Origin of the sequence: Paenibacillus sp. CF384 (assembly GCF_900106745.1) — a bacterium.
Taxonomy (GTDB): Bacteria; Bacillota; Bacilli; order Paenibacillales; family Paenibacillaceae; genus Paenibacillus_Z.
This window is the reverse complement of sequence record NZ_FNNV01000040.1, coordinates 1-17,012: the sequence shown is the minus strand read 5'-3', so window position 1 is coordinate 17,012 and position 17,012 is coordinate 1. Positions and strand designations below refer to the sequence as shown.

At 51.5% G+C, this 17,012-nt stretch carries 13 protein-coding genes, 12 tRNA genes and 1 other annotated feature; of the genes, 23 read left to right on the top strand and 2 right to left on the bottom strand.

Translation table 11 applies throughout. The features are described from left to right. The first annotated feature begins 14 nt into the window (after positions 1-14). From BLW29_RS30980 to BLW29_RS30910, 15 genes are all read left to right on the top strand, one after another. Positions 15-90 (top strand) — tRNA-Asn (locus BLW29_RS30980). 5 nt (positions 91-95) lie between these two features. Beyond that, positions 96-183, top strand: a tRNA-Ser gene (locus BLW29_RS30975). A gap of 18 nt (positions 184-201) precedes the next feature. Beyond that, positions 202-276, top strand: a tRNA-Glu gene (locus BLW29_RS30970). Between the two features lie 11 nt (positions 277-287). Next, positions 288-363 (top strand) — tRNA-Val (locus tag BLW29_RS30965). A gap of 21 nt (positions 364-384) precedes the next feature. Beyond that, positions 385-461, top strand: a tRNA-Met gene (locus BLW29_RS30960). A gap of 10 nt (positions 462-471) precedes the next feature. Then, a tRNA-Asp gene (locus tag BLW29_RS30955) sits at positions 472-548 on the top strand. Positions 549-569: 21 nt separating this feature from the next. Further along, positions 570-645: transfer RNA gene (locus BLW29_RS30950), tRNA-Thr, on the top strand. Between the two features lie 9 nt (positions 646-654). After that, positions 655-730, top strand: a tRNA-Lys gene (locus BLW29_RS30945). 8 nt (positions 731-738) lie between these two features. Then, positions 739-821, top strand: a tRNA-Leu gene (locus BLW29_RS30940). A gap of 9 nt (positions 822-830) precedes the next feature. Continuing rightward, positions 831-905 (top strand) — tRNA-Gly (locus BLW29_RS30935). A gap of 3 nt (positions 906-908) precedes the next feature. Then, a tRNA-Arg gene (locus BLW29_RS30930) sits at positions 909-985 on the top strand. A 17-nt stretch (positions 986-1,002) separates the two neighbouring features. Further along, a tRNA-Pro gene (locus tag BLW29_RS30925) sits at positions 1,003-1,079 on the top strand. A gap of 342 nt (positions 1,080-1,421) precedes the next feature. Continuing rightward, the gene (locus BLW29_RS30920) at positions 1,422-3,590 is read left to right on the top strand and encodes an alpha-L-rhamnosidase-related protein (RefSeq protein WP_090986960.1); all 2,169 of its coding nucleotides are present in this window, start codon (positions 1,422-1,424) and stop codon (positions 3,588-3,590) included. Positions 3,591-3,723: 133 nt separating this feature from the next. Continuing rightward, positions 3,724-4,434, top strand: coding sequence for an IMP cyclohydrolase (locus BLW29_RS30915; RefSeq protein WP_090986958.1), 711 nt, complete (start codon positions 3,724-3,726; stop codon positions 4,432-4,434). Between the two features lie 84 nt (positions 4,435-4,518). Continuing rightward, positions 4,519-5,088, top strand: a complete 570-nt coding sequence (locus BLW29_RS30910) for a xanthine phosphoribosyltransferase (protein ID WP_090986956.1) — start codon at positions 4,519-4,521, stop codon at positions 5,086-5,088. Positions 5,089-5,423: 335 nt separating this feature from the next. Here the strand turns inward: BLW29_RS30910 and BLW29_RS30905 are convergent, their stop codons facing one another. Continuing rightward, positions 5,424-6,131 carry a GntR family transcriptional regulator gene (locus BLW29_RS30905; RefSeq protein ID WP_090986954.1) on the bottom strand — a complete coding sequence of 236 codons (708 nt, stop codon included), beginning with the start codon at positions 6,129-6,131 and terminating at the stop codon, positions 5,424-5,426. A gap of 88 nt (positions 6,132-6,219) precedes the next feature. Here BLW29_RS30905 and BLW29_RS30900 point away from each other — a divergent pair, with 88 nt between their 5' ends. From BLW29_RS30900 to BLW29_RS30880, 5 genes are all read left to right on the top strand, one after another. Continuing rightward, positions 6,220-6,861: a GntR family transcriptional regulator gene (locus tag BLW29_RS30900; RefSeq protein WP_090986952.1), complete on the top strand. Its 642-nt coding sequence runs from the start codon at positions 6,220-6,222 to the stop codon at positions 6,859-6,861. A 90-nt stretch (positions 6,862-6,951) separates the two neighbouring features. Then, positions 6,952-8,100 (top strand): mandelate racemase/muconate lactonizing enzyme family protein, encoded by a 1,149-nt coding sequence (locus BLW29_RS30895; protein WP_091225446.1) that lies wholly within the window; start codon positions 6,952-6,954, stop codon positions 8,098-8,100. Between the two features lie 66 nt (positions 8,101-8,166). Further along, positions 8,167-8,934, top strand: a complete 768-nt coding sequence (locus tag BLW29_RS30890; protein WP_090986948.1) for an SDR family NAD(P)-dependent oxidoreductase — start codon at positions 8,167-8,169, stop codon at positions 8,932-8,934. Between the two features lie 15 nt (positions 8,935-8,949). Continuing rightward, on the top strand, positions 8,950-9,885 hold the full coding sequence (locus BLW29_RS30885) for an SMP-30/gluconolactonase/LRE family protein (RefSeq protein ID WP_090986946.1): 936 nt from the start codon (positions 8,950-8,952) through the stop codon (positions 9,883-9,885). Positions 9,886-10,008: 123 nt separating this feature from the next. Continuing rightward, positions 10,009-10,524: a hypothetical protein gene (locus tag BLW29_RS30880; RefSeq protein WP_090986944.1), complete on the top strand. Its 516-nt coding sequence runs from the start codon at positions 10,009-10,011 to the stop codon at positions 10,522-10,524. A gap of 87 nt (positions 10,525-10,611) precedes the next feature. Here BLW29_RS30880 and tyrS read toward each other — a convergent pair whose 3' ends face one another. Then, positions 10,612-11,898, bottom strand: a complete 1,287-nt coding sequence (gene tyrS / locus BLW29_RS30875; RefSeq protein WP_090986942.1) for a tyrosine--tRNA ligase — start codon at positions 11,896-11,898, stop codon at positions 10,612-10,614. A 72-nt stretch (positions 11,899-11,970) separates the two neighbouring features. Beyond that, positions 11,971-12,196, bottom strand: a binding site (T-box leader). Between the two features lie 135 nt (positions 12,197-12,331). On the opposite strand from tyrS, the gene BLW29_RS30870 reads away from it, so the two are divergent. The 3 genes from BLW29_RS30870 (at position 12,332) to BLW29_RS30860 (ending at position 16,875) form a co-directional block, all read left to right on the top strand. Then, positions 12,332-12,859, top strand: coding sequence for a hypothetical protein (locus tag BLW29_RS30870; RefSeq protein ID WP_090986940.1), 528 nt, complete (start codon positions 12,332-12,334; stop codon positions 12,857-12,859). Between the two features lie 327 nt (positions 12,860-13,186). After that, a complete protein-coding gene (locus BLW29_RS30865) occupies positions 13,187-13,927 on the top strand; it encodes a hypothetical protein (RefSeq protein ID WP_090986938.1) in 741 nt (246 codons plus the stop codon). A gap of 44 nt (positions 13,928-13,971) precedes the next feature. Further along, complete coding sequence (locus BLW29_RS30860; RefSeq protein WP_090986936.1) at positions 13,972-16,875, top strand: S-layer homology domain-containing protein; 2,904 nt, start codon at positions 13,972-13,974, stop codon at positions 16,873-16,875. Positions 16,876-17,012: the final 137 nt, after the last annotated feature.

Here is a 17,012-nt window from a genome sequence, read left to right as displayed (position 1 = left end):
CTGAATAACACTGTTCCCTGATAGCTCAGTTGGTAGAGCACTCGACTGTTAATCGAGTTGTCACAGGTTCGAGTCCTGTTCGGGGAGCCATTCATGGAGAAGTACCCAAGTGGCTCAAGGGGACCCTCTGCTAAGGGGTTAGACTGCGTAAGTGGTGCGAGGGTTCGAATCCCTCCTTCTCCGTTGTAATTTTTCTTGTAAGGCCCGTTGGTCAAGTGGTTAAGACACCTCCCTTTCACGGAGGTAACAGGGGTTCGAGTCCCCTACGGGTCACCATTCATTTCCCTGGAGGCTTAGCTCAGCTGGGAGAGCATCTGCCTTACAAGCAGAGGGTCGGCGGTTCGATCCCGTCAGCCTCCACCATAAATGTTTTACTTGTACTATCGCGGGGTGGAGCAGCTCGGTAGCTCGTCGGGCTCATAACCCGAAGGCCGCAGGTTCAAATCCTGCCCCCGCAACCAATTTTAATGCGGAGCCGTGGTGTAGTGGCCCAACATGCCTGCCTGTCACGCAGGAGACCGCGGGTTCGAATCCCGTCGGCTCCGCCATTTTAACCAAAGCTTTATCTTGCCGGTGTAGCTCAGTTGGTAGAGCAACTGACTTGTAATCAGTAGGTCGTGGGTTCGACTCCTATCGCCGGCACCATCTTTACTCGAGTCATTAGCTCAGTTGGTAGAGCACCTGACTTTTAATCAGGGTGTCGTAGGTTCGAATCCTACATGACTCACCATTTTTTATGCGCGTATGGCGGAATTGGCAGACGCACCAGACTTAGGATCTGGCGGGCGACCGTGGGGGTTCAAGTCCCTCTACGCGCACCATATTTAAATGCGGAAGTGGCTCAGCGGTAGAGCATCGCCTTGCCAAGGCGAGGGTCGCGGGTTCGATTCCCGTCTTCCGCTCCATTGGCGCCCTTAGCTCAGCTGGATAGAGCGTTTGACTACGAATCAAAAGGCCGGGAGTTCGAATCTCTCAGGGCGCGCCATTTTTTATCTTGATTAACGGGATGTAGCTCAGCTTGGTAGAGCACCTGGTTTGGGACCAGGGGGTCGCATGTTCAAATCGTGTCATCCCGACCATATTTTTAAACGAACGCTCCTTGCGAAAGCAAGGGGCTTTTTTTGTGTTTACCGGAATAAAAACGTTTTACATAAATATCTTATAGCTCGACCATTTTTCGATTATTTTTATAGCTGAACTTCGAGAAAATCCAGGGATATCAAGGGATTGAGCGCTGCAAAAACGCAGTTTGTTTTAATGTTGAAGGAATCGTCCAGTCGATGGTAAGATGTCAGTACATTGACTTGAAAGTGCTTACAGTACCGTGACTCTCCGCCATAAAGTGGTGACTAGCGGCGTTAGGTTCACGTTAAAAACGTTTTTAGTGACTATAATGTTCAAGCAAAGAGAGGAACGATGGAATGGAGACGACAACTATAACTGAGGTACAATTGCCGGTTTGGATTTGGCATCAGGAACGGGAGCAGCGGCCCAAGTGCGTGCTGACTCGTACATTTACGGCAGAACAAGAAATTCGCCACGTCTCCATACACGCATCGTTTACAGGCGGAGCGCGAGTTGTGCTTGATGGGCAAGTCGTTGCTGAGATTGCAGAACGTGCCGGGAATGCAGGGGCTTTTATGAACATTGTCGGTTTTCCGGATGTATTGCAGCCAGGGGAGCATGAGCTCAGACTGGAAATGGACTGCACGGCGTTCATCCCACTGGTAGAAGTGAACTACTATCTGTGGAATCGCAGGGTTGGTGCAATTGCATTCCTGCAGGGTGATGGATTATGGATTACGACAGAGGCAGAGAGCTGGCTCGCGGATGAATCGGCTGCTGCGCAAATTTGTCTATTAGGCGAAGAGCCATTCGGCGATTTAGAGAACAGTCCGGCAGCATTCGTAGCAGGCGGCTTCGGAGATATTGCGGCTTATGACCTGAATGAAGTCGTCGTACAGGACCCATACGGGATAGAGGCGGCGGTATCCGGGGATGGTAAGGTCAAGCTCAGCGGCGCACATGGGCAAGATGGATTACTGGTACTGCCACAGCAAGAACAGCTAGAGCTGTTCTACCATCTGCGAAAGCAGAATGAGTGGAAAGCGATGAGGCAGCAGCAAATGGAGATGGACCTCGGCAGCGCTTCGAGAGTGACCGTAGATCTGCTGGCGGAGCATAACTGCCGGTTTACAGTCTTGAACCAAGGTGATGAATCGGTCAAGCTGTTATGGAATGGTGCCGAATCGCTCATGGAGCTTGAACATTATGACGGATGCATAACAGAGTGGCTCGTTGTGGCTCCGGGGGAAACGGTATGCACGCTCCCGCAGGGCTGCCGATATATACAGCTGTTTGTGCTTGGTGAGCCGGGGCAGTCATTTGAGCTTGAGCTGAGGTTCCAAACGGTTCATGTGGCGCTGCGTCAGGCAGGGCAACTGCAAAGCGACAACGCGGAGTTGAATCAGATCTTCGAGGTATCCGCACATACAAGCCGAATTTGTCATCAGATCGGGTTGTGGGACGGGATTAAGCGGGACCGGTTGAACTGGACCTTTGATTTCTACCTGGCGGCGAAATCCTGTTATTTCTTATGGGACGATACCAAGGTCATCCGCCGCGCGGTGCGCGAGTTAGGAGAAGGTACGCCGAGCGGTCATTGGATGAACAGTATTTGTGAATATACGCTATGGTGGATGAAGACGGTAACCGAGTATTATTTTCAGACGGGCGATAAGGAGTTCGTGCTGGAGATGAAGGAGCCGATGCAGCGTCATATCAACTGGGTGCTTCAGAACACGAAACCCGGCGAGGGCCTTCTCATCCAAGACGGCATTCTGATTGAATGGGTACCGCTCACGAATGAGGAGAAGGTTATTGCGCTGCAGGCTATTTATGCACTAACGCATGCCGACTTGGTGAAATTGGCAGCCGAATTACCGGAGCTTGAGCTGACGCCGCTGCTGGATTGGCCGATGCGGGCACTCAATTCCGAGGATTATATGAAGGAATCCTATGCGCTGGCAGTTAAAGTGCTCGGCATTGCGAGCGGTTATGTTAGTGAGGATGCTGCCATAACTTTCCTAGATGAATATGAGTTGATGGATCCAATTACGCCGTTGTCGGCGTTCCAGCTCGCTGAATGTTATTCTCGCTATGGCAAACATGAACGGGCGTATGAGGTGATTTCGATCGTATGGGGCGGAATGCTCGATCACGGGGCCACGACGTTCTGGGAAGCCTATTCGCACGGGGAAGGTGAGGGACGCGACTTTCACGATGCCCTGACGACCTATACCGCTTACGGCTCTTATCGGATGAGCTTATGCCACGCATGGTCCAGCACACCTGTCAAATGGATCGGTGAGGTTGTTCTCGGTGTTCAGTCGCTTGAACCGGGTTACAAAACAGTGATGGTTTCACCAAATCCGGTTGGCGGCATTCGCGCATGCAGCGGTACGGTCAACACTCCTCATGGCGATCTCCATGTGAAGTGGCATATGGACGACAGCGGCAAGGTGTGCACGAGCGTCATAGCACCTCCCGGCGTGCAGGTTGTGGAATGGAGCGAGAATAAGGTCTTATAAGCGGATTTGCATAATAATAGTTGATTTATGGGACTCATTTCGGTATTGTGAGAGTAATTTAAGAGTCTGGGCAGAGGTAAGGAGAGCTTACGAGTTCTCTTTACCTCTTTTTGTATATTCGGTAGAGGAGCGGATGCGAGTGAAGTCTTATCAACAGGAGTTGTTTGAGAAGCCTTATCCGGGGAGAACGTTGATTGCAGGCATGACGCCTTCCGGGTCGCATTACATGCAGGTGTATTGGATTATGGGGCGCAGTGTGAACAGCCGCAATCGGATTTTTGAACAGGATGGCATGTATGTGAGGAACAAAGCATTCGATCCGGCGTTGATGGAAGATCCCTCGCTTATTATTTATTATCCAATCCGCCACGTGGGAGATGCGCACATTGTCTCGAACGGCGATCAGACGGACACCATCTATGACGGTCTGCAGCTTAGGCAAACGTTCGAGCAAGCGCTTATGAACCGGGAGTTCGAGCCGGATGCGCCGCATTTTACTCCGAGGATCTCGGCCGTTATCTATGCGGATGTGCAGCAGTATGAATTGTCGATTCTCAAAACCTATGACAATGACCCATCGGTGTGCCTGCGTAATCGGTACCACTTCAGCCGCTTTAAGCAAGGAACCGGACACTGCATACATACCTATGAATCGGAACGCGATGGGGTATTAAAGCCGTTTAAAGGCGATCCGTTCGAAGTGCCGTTATTCGATTCGATTGAAGATACCGCCGATTTCTATTGGGAGGGAATTAACCCAGAGAATCGAATATCTCTGCTGGTCAAATCGATTGGCGTGGAGGATCAGGCCATTCAGTATGCTTTTCGAAATAAGCATGTGTGAGTAACTGGAAGAATTAGGGCGGATAATCGGGGAATACTGAAGCATTAGATTCGGCCCTAAGACGGAATAGGAGGCGTGCGTACAGTGGAGCTGCTGATGCAGAAAATAAGACAAGAGGGCATCGTGCTGGATGGCGGCGTGTTGAAGGTAGATACGTTTCTGAATCATCAGGTGGATGCAGAGCTGATGCTTGCGATCGGCAAAGCTTTTGCCGAGCTTTTCCGCGAGAGCGGCGTGACGAAAATCATGACTATCGAGTCTTCGGGCATTGCACCGGCAGTATTGACGGCGCTACAGCTTGGCGTACCGATGGTGTTCGGGCGTAAACGTAAATCGCTGACGCTTCGGGATGATCTGTACACGGAGAAGGTCTATTCGTACACGAAGCAAGAGGAGAGCGAGGTCACGATATCGAGAAAGTTCCTCGCACCGAATGATCGGGTGTTAATTATTGATGATTTTCTCGCTCACGGCGAGGCTGCGCTGGGGATGGCCCGTATCGTTCAGCAAGCAGGGGCAGAGGTGGCGGGCTTCGGAATCGTAATCGAGAAGTCGTTCCAATCCGGAAGAGGCAAGCTGCTCGAGCAGGGGTTCCGCGTGGAGTCGCTAGCTCGCATTGCTTCGCTGGAGGGCGGCAAGGTGGAGTTTGTGTGATTGTATTGAAGTATCAGTGATGCTGCTGCGAAGTTAGTGTTGCGTACGAATGACGTGATGGGGCTGGTGCAGCGATGGATATGTTGCAGAATATGCAACATTAGGATGCGGTAAGTGGCGTTGTCGAGTGTTATATTGCAGAAACTGCAACATTCTCTAAAGGAATAGCCTCGCAGAGGCGACATGGCTTAGAAATGATGCATTTCCTGCAACATTTGCGTAGATTAGGCGGCTTAAGTGGGGAAAAGTTGCATGTTATGCAACTTTGTTACCTACCCACCACCTGGAACCGGGGATATTGGATTCATCTACGTTGGAGAAGCTAGATGATTGAACTAGATCCATGTCTTCTTCAGCATGTGCAAGTACTTGTTCATTGCCTCGATGAAGCTGTCGGTATCGGCGGTCAGACGGCTGAGCAGGGAGTGAAGCGTGTCTCCCATCTCGAGGCGGTATGGGGCTATCCACCGTTTCTTGTTGCCGGCCCAGAATAAGCGGGATGCGCTGTTCGCTAGCGTTTGCTGCATCTCCTGATTGTGACTGAGCGCGATGACGCGGCTCACGAAATCATATTCGAACTGGCATAACGCAAGTTCGCCCGCGGGCTCGAGAGCTGGTCGATGATCGCAGGCGATCTCAAGAGCGGGGCTATAACCGCCGCTGATCTCAAGAGAGAGCTCATCGCTGGCAGCCAGCAGTGACTCCAGCTCGTGGACCAGCTGCCGCGACAAGTCGCCGAGCGCAGCCTCGTCGCGAAGGCGAACGCTCGTCACGGCATACAGCAGCAGCGCGGTCAGCAGCTCGAGCAGATCGCCGACCCGCTGGGCGGAAGAATCGAGTACGAGCACGCCGTGCTTAGGAATGATCCGCAGGAAGCCTTCATTCTCGAGCTGCTGCAGCGCGGCGCGAACCGGCGTGCGGCTCATATCGAGCTGGCGGCTGAGCTGCACCTCGGAGGTGACGGCTCCTTTGGCAAGCGCACCGCCTATAATTTGTTCATAGATGATGTGATAGGCTTCATCACGCAGCGATTGGCGGGGCATGCTGAGGATCCCTCCTATGATTGGTGCATCCGGATACTATTAAAAAGTAGTATAACATAAGAGTGAGGAAGCGAAGGAGGGACAAGCGTTGGAGAAACAGCAAACTGCGGTGACGCTGCGAGATCAGGCTTTCGAAGCGATTAAGAATCGGATTGTAACCGGAGAATGGCAGGGCGGAATGTTCTTGTCCGAGAAGCTGCTCAGCGAACTGCTGGGGATGAGTAAAACGCCGATTCGCTCCGCGCTTGATCGCTTGGAGATGATGGGGCTCGTAAAGCTGTCCCCGAAGCAGGGGGTCATCGTGCAAGAAGTGTCACTTAAGAAGATTCTGGAGATCTATGAGCTGCGATTGTCACTGGAAACCTATGCCGTTCGGCGACTGACGGGCAAGATGGATGCAGCGTTCTTCGCAGGTTTGGATGCGAATATGGCGCAGCAGGCAGAAGCAATAGCAAACGAGGATATCATCCGATATGTGGAGCTGGACCGCCAATTCCACGCACTCATTATCGCAGGGCTCGATAATGAGGAGTATACCGAAGTGATGTCGCGCATCCAAGATAAGTTTCTGCTCGTTGTGCGGACGACCTTCAATCGCAACAAGAAGCGGCTCGCAGGCAGTATCGAAGAGCATTGGCAGATTCGTCATGCGCTTGCAGGTAACGATCCGGAGCTGACCGTTCAATTAACGCAGCGGCATATTGAATATGTGAAGAAGATCATGCTTTGATGTATACAAGTTAGACATCTTGTCGCTTCCCAAACCGCTATGCTACGCTGGGCTCAATCAAGGATAATGAAATTGGGAGGCGCTGTGGCAATGAAAATAACTAATATTCGCACTTATATTCTCGGCAACCCGTGGAAGAACTGGCTCTTCGTGTTAGTAGACACAGATGAAGGTGTAACAGGGCTAGGCGAAGGGACGCTGAACGGTTTCGCCAAAACCGTAGAAGCTGCCATTCATGAACTGAAGCATCTCGTCATCGGACGCGATCCGTTCGATGTGGAAACGATCAGTCTGAAGCTGTTCCGCGACGTCTATTCCGACGGCGGACAGATTCAAGGTTCAGCGCTGGCCGCTATTGAAACCGCTTGCTGGGACATCATGGGCAAGGTGACGAACCAGCCCCTCTATAAACTGCTTGGCGGCAGCTGTCACGATAAGCTGCGCTGCTATGCCAACGGCTGGTACCGTGGACCGAATACACCGGAGAACTTCTTCGAGAAAGCGAAGATCGTAGTCGATAAAGGCTACACCGCCTTGAAGTTCGACCCGTTCGGCGCGGCTTGGCGTACGGTCAGCCGGCAGGACTTCTCCGCTGCGATCGAGAATATTGCAGCTGTCCGGGAAGCAGTCGGCAAGGATGTCGATATTCTCATCGAAGGCCATAATCGCTTCAGCGTGAGTACGGCACTGCAATTCGCGGATGCGATGCTGAAATATGAACCGACCTGGTTCGAAGCGCCGGTTCCGCCGCAGCTGATCTCCAGCATGGTCGAAGTGGCGCGCCGCAGCCCGGTGCCGGTCGCGTGCGGGGAGGACTACTACTCGCGCGAGCAATTCGCGGAGCTGCTCCGTCATGATGCGGTGCATATCATCCAGCTGGAGCCGCAGTATCTGGGCATTTCGGCATCGAAGCAAATTTGCGGTATGGTTCATGCCCATAACGGCGTGACGGCGCCGCACAGCGCGCAAGGTCCGGTATGCTCGGTTGTATGCAGCCACTTGAACATGGCGACGCCGAATTTCCTCATCCATGAGATTTTCGATGAATTCAATGAGCCGTGGGAAGAGCAAGTACTGCTTCCGCCTTTGAAGGTTCAGAATGGTTATTTATTGCCTCCGGAAGGGCCGGGCCTTGGCGTGGAGCTGAATCTTGAAGAGATTGACAAGCATCCGTACCAAGTAGGCAATTGGCTGCCGCTCTTCAAGCAAGGCTGGGAGAAGCGCGAAACCGTGAAGTAAGAGCAGAGAAGAGGCGTCCATACCAAGGACGTCTCTTTCGATAATACCTGATAATGGGGGCCGCATATGAGCTGGATCGGGAAAGTGGTTATCGTGACTGGTGGGGGAAGCGGAATTGGAAGAGCGGTCTGTCTCCGTTTTGCAAAGGAAGGTGCAGCGGTTGTCGTGGTGAATCGCACCGCCTCGAAAGGCGAGGTGGTGGCAGAGGAGATTACGGAAGCGGGACTGCTTGCCACTGCGATGCAGGCCGATGTATCGTCGGAGTCCGATGTGAAGCGGGTGGTGGAAGATACGCTCGCCAAGTACGGACGAATCGACGTCATGGTCAACAATGCCGCGGTATGCCCGCAAATTCGCATAACGGAGATGAGCTTGCAGGGTTGGAACGAAGTCATCACGAATAATTTGACATCGGTCTTTTTGTTCTGCCGGGAGGTACTTCCTGCTATGGTCAGCAGCGGCGGCGGTGCTATTGTGAACGTCAGCTCCGTGCATGCGCTGGCAACTTTGGATGGTTATTCGGCTTACGCAGCTTCCAAAGGCGGAATCGTGTCGCTCAGCCGGGCGATCGCACTTGATTTTGCCAAGCAAAATATTCGTGTAAACACGGTACTGCCCGGCGCTGTACATACACCGATGCTGGAGAGCAGCATTAAGAACCTCGACACGCCGCGCGAGGAAACGATGAAGCAGTGGAACGAAGCGCAGCCGATGGGCCGTGTCGGCACAGCAGATGAGATCGCATCGGTCGTCATGTTCGCGGCAAGCGCGGACAACTCGTTCATGACGGGGGCCGTATTAGTGGCTGATGGCGGGATGACTATTGATTTGTAGGAGGATGAACGATTGATGCAGCAATCTAATGCACAGCTGCGAGAGCAGCTGCATTCGCGCAAGGCGGAGCTGGTGCTTGACGCTCAAGCGATACTTGCCGAAGGACCAAGCTGGAACGCGGAGCAACGGAAGCTCTATTGGGTGGATATTACAGGCGGTTCATTCAGCCGCTTCGATCCGGCTACGGGCCGCAACGAGCAGTTTAGTATAGGCAAGCCGGTCGGCGCTGTCGTCTGTGATGCTTCGGATGGCGATGCCGTCATCCTGACGACGCGGGATGGATTTGAGCATTACCACTGCGGAACCGGGAAGCTGACCCCGATTGCTAATCCGGAGGCGCATTTGCCTGAGAACCGATTTAACGATGGAAAATGTGACTCCGCCGGCCGTTATTGGGCAGGGACGATGCAGGATGCCGAAGTGGATGTTAAGGGGTCCTTCTATGTGTTGGATCATGATTTGAGCTGCCGCAAAATGGTTGATGACGTTGGCGTTTCCAACGGTATCGCCTGGAGTCTCGACGAAACGCAGCTGTACTATATCGATTCCATGAAGCAGACGGTGACAGGGTTCGACTACGATGTGTTGACAGGGACGATTCGTAACCCGCGGCTGGTGATTGATTTTCGTCCGGAGGAAGGGTTCCCGGATGGAATGACGATCGATAGCGAAGGCATGTTATGGATCGCCCATTGGGATGGCTGGCAGGTGTCGAGATGGAATCCGCTGACGGGACAAAAGCTGGAATCGATCTACGTTCCTGTGGCAAAAGCGAGCTCATGCATCTTCGGCGGCGACAACCTGGATATCCTGTACATCACGACAGCGAGTATCGGTCTCACGCCGGAGACGAATGGGGATCAACCGCATGCAGGCGGAATCTTCACTTGCAAACCGGGCGTAGTCGGTACGCCGACACATGCGTTTCGAAGCGACAAAAGCTTTACGTAAAATTTAGCAATTTCGAGCTTGCGGAATCTATCAATTTCACCCAAAACGGGTATAGTAGAGATAGAGGCAAGTCTTACTAAAAGGCAAGTCTCGCTAACGCTTGCGAGCGAGGAGATGGTAATTATGAACCGACATGCACTAGGCATCGCGCTAACAATCATCGGATTGGTAGCTTGCATCTCAACAGCATCGGCAGTCGATAATAAGGGCTACGCGCCTGTAACCCAAACTCCGGAAATGATCACGGTTTACATCAACGGCATGGACACGCAAGGCGGTAAGCTGCTTCTGCAGACAGATGAGATTCAATGGTTCGAGGGGGAAGCGGCGGATGCGGCTTTCGTCCAAGAAGAACCGGATTCCGGTCTCGACCAAGCGCCAGACGGCTACTACATCGTGAATGATGATGAAACGGTGAAGACGCTCGAGGTCGATCCTCACGCAGCCGTCATTATGCAGATCTATGACCGTACCGGCAGCCTCGTGAATGCATCCACCGAGTGGAACCAGGCGATTTCGCTTGATAAATTCAATGCGATATATCACGCGGATGGCCTTATTAGTGTCAGCGATTATCCGTATCATCTCACGATTCAGAACGGTAAAGTTACGCGCATCGTACAGCAATTTATACCTTAATCTATTCGGCCTTTGGCCATTCAAAAAGCCGCTATCCATGAGAGATCATGGATAGCGGCTTTATTTTGTTTGGATACATCAAGTATGCTATTCGAACCGCGCCAGGAAGTAGTTCTTCTTCCCGCGGCGAAGGAGAATGTACTTGCCGTACAGCTTCTGATCTTGTCCGAGTACGGTTTCACTGACGGTTTGTTTCTGTCCGTTGATAGAGACCGCACCGCTCTCAATGTCCTGTCTCGCTTGACGACGGGATGAAGCCGCACCAACTTCGATCATCAGGTCCATCAAGCTGCGATCTTCCTCACCTGTACAAACGGTAGTCGGCATATCTTGCAGCGCTTCAACAAGCTCGGCTTCGCTCAGCGACATGAATTCGCCGGAGAACAATGCTTGCGTGATTTTCTCTGCGGTTATGACGGCTTCTTCACCATGTACAATCTTCGTTACTTCACGAGCAAGCTCCCGTTGTGCAACGCGGCGTTCGGGCTGCTGCTTCAGTTCGTTCTCGAGCGCTTCGATTTCCGCTTGGGAGAGGAACGTGAAGTATTTCAAGAATTTCACGACATCATTATCGTCCGTGTTGATCCAGAACTGATAGAACTGGTACACCGATGTTTTGCTTCGATCGAGCCAGATAGCGCCTGTCTCGGATTTGCCGAACTTCTTGCCGTCGCTCTTCGTAACAAGCGGCATCGTCATGCCGTAAGCGTCGCCGCCGCCCATTTTGCCGATCAATTCAAGACCTGCGGTAATGTTGCCCCATTGGTCGCTTCCGCCTACTTGCAGGGAACAGTTATGTTCTTGGTTCAGCTTATAGAAATCGTAAGCTTGCAGGATCATATAGCTGAATTCCGTAAACGAAATGCCATTGGATAATCGCGAGTCTACGGAGTCCTTCGCCAGCATGTAATTCACCGTGAAGTTCTTGCCGATATCCCGCAGGAACGTAATGACATCAAGTGGAGCAATCCAGTCGTAGTTGCTGACCAGCTTAGCAGGATTGCCTTCCGAGTTGAAATCGAGGAAGGCGCTAAGCTGTGCTTTCAAGCTGTTCGTCCACGATGCAACCGTGTCCGCTGTATTAAGCGAACGTTCGCTGGAGCGGCCGCTTGGGTCGCCGATCAAGCCTGTGCCTCCGCCTACAAGCGCAAGCGGAATATGGCCTGCAAGCTGGAAGCGTCGAAGGCATAGAATAGGTAGCAAGCTGCCGATATGAAGGCTGTCGGCTGTCGGATCGAAACCGCAGTACAGCGTGACACGTTCACTTTCCAGCTTCTTTCTCAAGTTTTCGGTATCCGTTAGCTGATGAATCAGACCACGGTATTCCAGATCGTTAACCAAGTCTTTACTGCTCTGTACGCTTCCGCTTAACATGGTTGAAATCCCTCCAGTAGATAATAGTCGAAATGAGTTGGCAAAACACAAGAAAGACCCGCCCCTGTCATAGACAGGGACGAGTCATCGCGTTACCACCCTAATTGAAAACACAGTACGCTGCGTTCTCCACTCTTGTCATGTAACGGCTGACAACCGTCTGCTCCTTCTGCGCTGCAGTTTCGGAGACGAGAAGCTCTGGAAATGTAATTGACGTTCAACCTGTACCGGCTTGCACCAACCGCCGACTCTCTGGAAGCAGGGTTTGAACGCTGTTGTTTTCCTTCATGGCTTTATCCATTTGCTTGTTATTGAAATAACTGTATACGATTATAGCTCGGCATGTCAACTTTGAACGGTGCTGAAGAAGAACTTGGCAGGTTTTTCGCAACGTTATAAGATTAGACCATACCAGCGAAGGGAGCTCGATCATATGTTTGATCCGACTGTATTTGATAACTTGAAGGTAGCGATCGAGAATCAAGTCTATGATCTGGACAATATTGCCGGACAAATCCTGATTACGGATCGCGTCGATCGGCTGGAAATGGCCGTTATGGCACGGGTATTCGCACTGCAATTCACGCTGGTGAACGGAGGCGGCATTACGGGAGAGATTCGGCTGGAAGCATCGCTGAAGGATCTCGCGGTAGAGCTGTTGGAGCACAAAGGCGAGAACCCGGGATGTACGCTGCGACTGCGCTTCTTTATGCCGGTTCAAGATATGGATGCGGAGTGCAAGGCGATTGAGCGGAAGCTGATCGAATTATGGCAGCCGGAGCTGCCTCCTACACAGACGCTGAGCTTTACGTATGGGGAGCAAACGGTCAGTTATTTCAATGAAATTGAACTCCATTTCAATCGGAAAATCAACGAGGAGCAAATGGAGGATTTGCCGGACCTTATTGATCATGTGATGCAGACTCTTGAGGCGCTGGATGGCTTAAGTACGGGGGATTAACGGGCTATTTTCAGGTACGATTTTTAATTCCGACAAAAACGATAGGAAAAGTCTTGACATTGGATTCTATTGCCAATAAGATAGAAACAAGTAAAGCAAACGACAGCATTTCATTAGTCGGATGACATAGGATGATCAGTCTACTGGACCACCAGAGATTCAATGAGCGCGCGTGATTATACACGCCCCTTGTTGGATCTTCTTTTTTTATCCGGAATCATCATTAAGGGGGAGGAACGACGAAGTAAGCTGTCGTTCTTTACAGGCAAGACCAATTAAGATCTCAATACACGTTGCTCAGAGAGCGAAGAAGGAGATGTTCTTACTATGAAAAAACCAAACGTATCCAAACTTACTTATTCCCTTGTGATCGCAGGCGCTGTTTTTCTGGTGTTGACTTATACCGCAGTATTCGCCAATAAAGATTCGCAAGAAAGCACGAATCCAACAACACCTGCCGTTGAACAAGCAGTAGCACCTGCAGTAGCACCTGCTGAGACAAAAGAGGCTGCTCCTGCGGCAGTAGTAACAACTGAAGAGAAGCAACCGGAATCAACTGTTGCTCCTGCTGAGGAAGCGCCTGCAGTTGAAACAGCAGTAGAAACGGCAGTTGCTCCGGCCGAGGAAACACAAGCCGCAGCTGTGGAAAATAATACTTCTGCTAAGTCGGCAAAAGCAGAGCCGGCTGCATCGACTAAAGCTGCTGCGGTGAAGCAAGTGAAAGCTCCGGCAACAAGCACGAAAGCCGCTTCCACGGTAACAACCAGCTCTGCTGCACCTAAAGCAGCTGCAGCGCCTGAGAAACAAGAGGCACCGGCAGCAACTGTAGTATCCGCACCTGTAGTTGAAGAACAACCAACAGCTCCTGCAGAAGCAACTGTCGACAAAGGACCGAAGAAAGTAGGCTCTTTGGTTGCTAAGAAAGAAACGCCACAACCAGCAGCATCGACATCTTCAACATCCTCGTCTTCATCCAGCTCCAACTCTTCATCACCTTCGTCCTCGGATTCTTCGAACTCTTCTGATGGAGGGAACAGTGGTGCAGGGGAAGAAGAGGTTTGCCCATAACCGAAATACTGCACACTCATCCCACCAATTAGGAGCGTAACGATATGCGAAAACATCAGCCAATTGTCAGACTAGGGGCCTTACTACTAGCCATCTTCCTAACGATCCCGTTCTTCCAAGCCTCGCCCGCTGCCGCTGATCCGGTAAGCCCAAGTGCTATCAGCCATTATGATTATTTTAGTGACGTTTATCCCAATTTGCAGGATGCCCATCATGTGTTCAGAACGGCAACGTATGAGGATATCGCTCACTTATTCGAGAGTGAAGGAACATACGCGGTTCTGTTCGGCGGCGCGTCCGTTGCCAGCACGCAGGCGAATATCGGCTTCCTTAATCAGGTGGCCAAAGAATACAACGTATCGACCATCTACAACTTTGACACGAAGCTCGATGGTGTGAGCTTGGATCTGGCAGACAGCAGCAACCAGTTTGCCGGTGTCTATACCGATCTGGTCAACAAATATTTGACGAAGAAGGATGCAAGCGGCACGGCGATTGAAGCGTCCCCGGCAGCGGACGTGAAGGACCAAACGCTCCTCTTCATCTACAACAAGGATAATAAAGACGGCGCGAACAGCCAGCCAATCGTGGCTTCGCTGAAAAGCAGCAACACCGCGAGCGATTTCCTGACAGACGGTAAGGAGGATGCGGCGAAGGTTACGGCGTATAAGGACCAAGTGAGAGCGGTCTTCGGCGCGGCGCCATCGTACGACACGATTAATCCGAACGACTTCATTGAACTGGCGTTCAACAAGAACGTGAAATTCAATTCGACGATTGGCCGGGATATCTTCGACGGTACGGACGGTAACGTCGTACTGGAGCATGTAACGTATCATGAGCTTACGAAATTGCTTGCTGCACAAGGCAACTACGCGATTCTCTTCGGCGGATCGTGGTGCCCGAATACGCAGGCGGCGATTAAGTTCATCAATGAATACGCGAAGAAATACAACGTCGATAAAGTGTACATGTGGGATCCTAGGCTTGATGCAGGCGTTGATGTGACGCAAACGGATTCGCCTACATTTGACTCCCACGATATCGATCGTCTGATGGTTCGCGACACCAATCATCCGTACGCCAATCTGTACGTAGACCTGGTGAACACGTACCTGACCAACATTAAGACGCAATACGTGAAAGGAACAACGGATGTTCGTTACACCGATGCGAATAGCAATGTAGTCATTGCGAACAAGCTTCAAGTTCCTTACTTATTCACGTACAACAAGGACAATAAGGATGCAGCAGGTAACAGCTCGCCGATCCTTGGACATGTAGAACTGATGTACTCGTGGACGAATATCCAACCGGATTACGTGCCGAATGGCGTATTGCCAAACACGGTCTACAAGGCTGCACTCGATAAACTGTTCTCAAGATTAGAGGCAGTACCGACAGGGCTTGCCGGAGTTAAACCAACAACGGCAAATGGTAATGACGGTCAAATTACTGGCACGAAAGCAGGCTTGGAATACAAGCTGGCAGGCGCTGCAAGCTACACAGCTGTAACAGGCAACTCCATTACAGGCTTGGCGGCGGGTACTTATAATGTCCGTTATGCTGCGAAACCAGGCTACAATGGTCCGGTGAGCAAGCGCGTAGAGGGCGTATCCACGCTGATTGCGCCAGTCGAAGTATTGTACAATCCGGGTGCTTCGGTAGATGTAATTGTACCTGCAGGTACGGGAAGCGGGAGCACAGCTCCACAAACACCTTACGTTGCAAGCACGCCTACTGTGGATGTAAAGAATACAACGACAGGTAATACAGTTACGTCTTCCTTTACTGTACCTTCCAAAACCGATGCGGCTACAGGTACAACATCTGCTGTCGTCACGAAGGAAGTGGTAACGGCTCTGGTAGCCGATGCGAAGAAAGCGGAAACTACTGGGAAATCAGCTGTAATCGAGTTTAAGGTAGAAGCAAGCGCAGCTACTGAAACCGGACAGCTAAGCATTCCACGCAGCGCTTTCAATGAAGTCGCAGATGGTACCGGGGCGCAGGTTAAAGTTAATTACACTGCAGTCGGTTCCATAGTGTTCGATGCCAAAGCAGCGGATAACATCCGTGCAACTTCAGGCGATGGCGATATCAAGATCGAAATTGCTAAGCGGGAACTTACTGAAGAAGGTAAGCAAGTATTGGGCGACCGACCTGTATATGAGCTGACAGTGAAAGCGGGAGACCAAACGGTTTCCACCTTTGGAGGCGGCAGTGTCAAAGTCAGTGTGCCTTACACGTTGAAAGCGGACGAAGATCCAAGTGCGGTCATTGTCTACTATTTGACCGACGATGGTTACCTGGAAACGGTAAACGGAAACTTCAACGCTGCAACGGGTACGGTAGATTTCGTGACGAACCACTTCTCGCAATATATTGTTGGCTACAACAAGGTTGCTTTCTCCGATGTTGCACCAGCTTCTTGGTACAGCAAAGCAGTAACCTTCCTAGCGGCAAGAGATATTGCTGCGGGTACGGACGAGAATCATTACAGTCCGCTTGCGAACGTAACGCGTGGTCAGTTCTTGGTGCTGTTATTGAAAGCTTACGGCATCGTGCCGAATGAGACGGAAGCGGATAATTTTGCAGACGCAGGCAATACGTATTACTCGAATTATCTAGGCGCTGCCAAACGTCTTGGCATCACCAACGGCCTTGGCGACAATGTGTTCGCGCCGGATAAAGTCATTACCCGTCAGGACCTGTTTACTCTTCTGTATCGCTCGCTTGACGCACTTGGCAAGCTTCCAACGGCTAAATCAGGCGCAAGTGTAAGCAGCTTCACCGATGCTAATCAAATTGCTGCCTATGCACAAGAAGCGGCTGCAGCGCTCGTAGAAGGCGGAGTCGTATCCGGCAATAACGGCAAGCTAAGCCCGAAAGGGGTTACGACAAGAGCTGAAGTTGCTCAGGTATTGTATAACTTGCTTGCGAACGAATAGAAGAGCTGTTCAGAATGAGAAAGGGCAGCCAATTGGCTGCCCCAGAATGTCGAGAAACCCAACGTTTTTTTTCAAACGTTGGGTTTCTCTTTGGTTTTAGGGTTGGTTTGTGGAGGTCGAAGGGCGTTAAGCCTCCT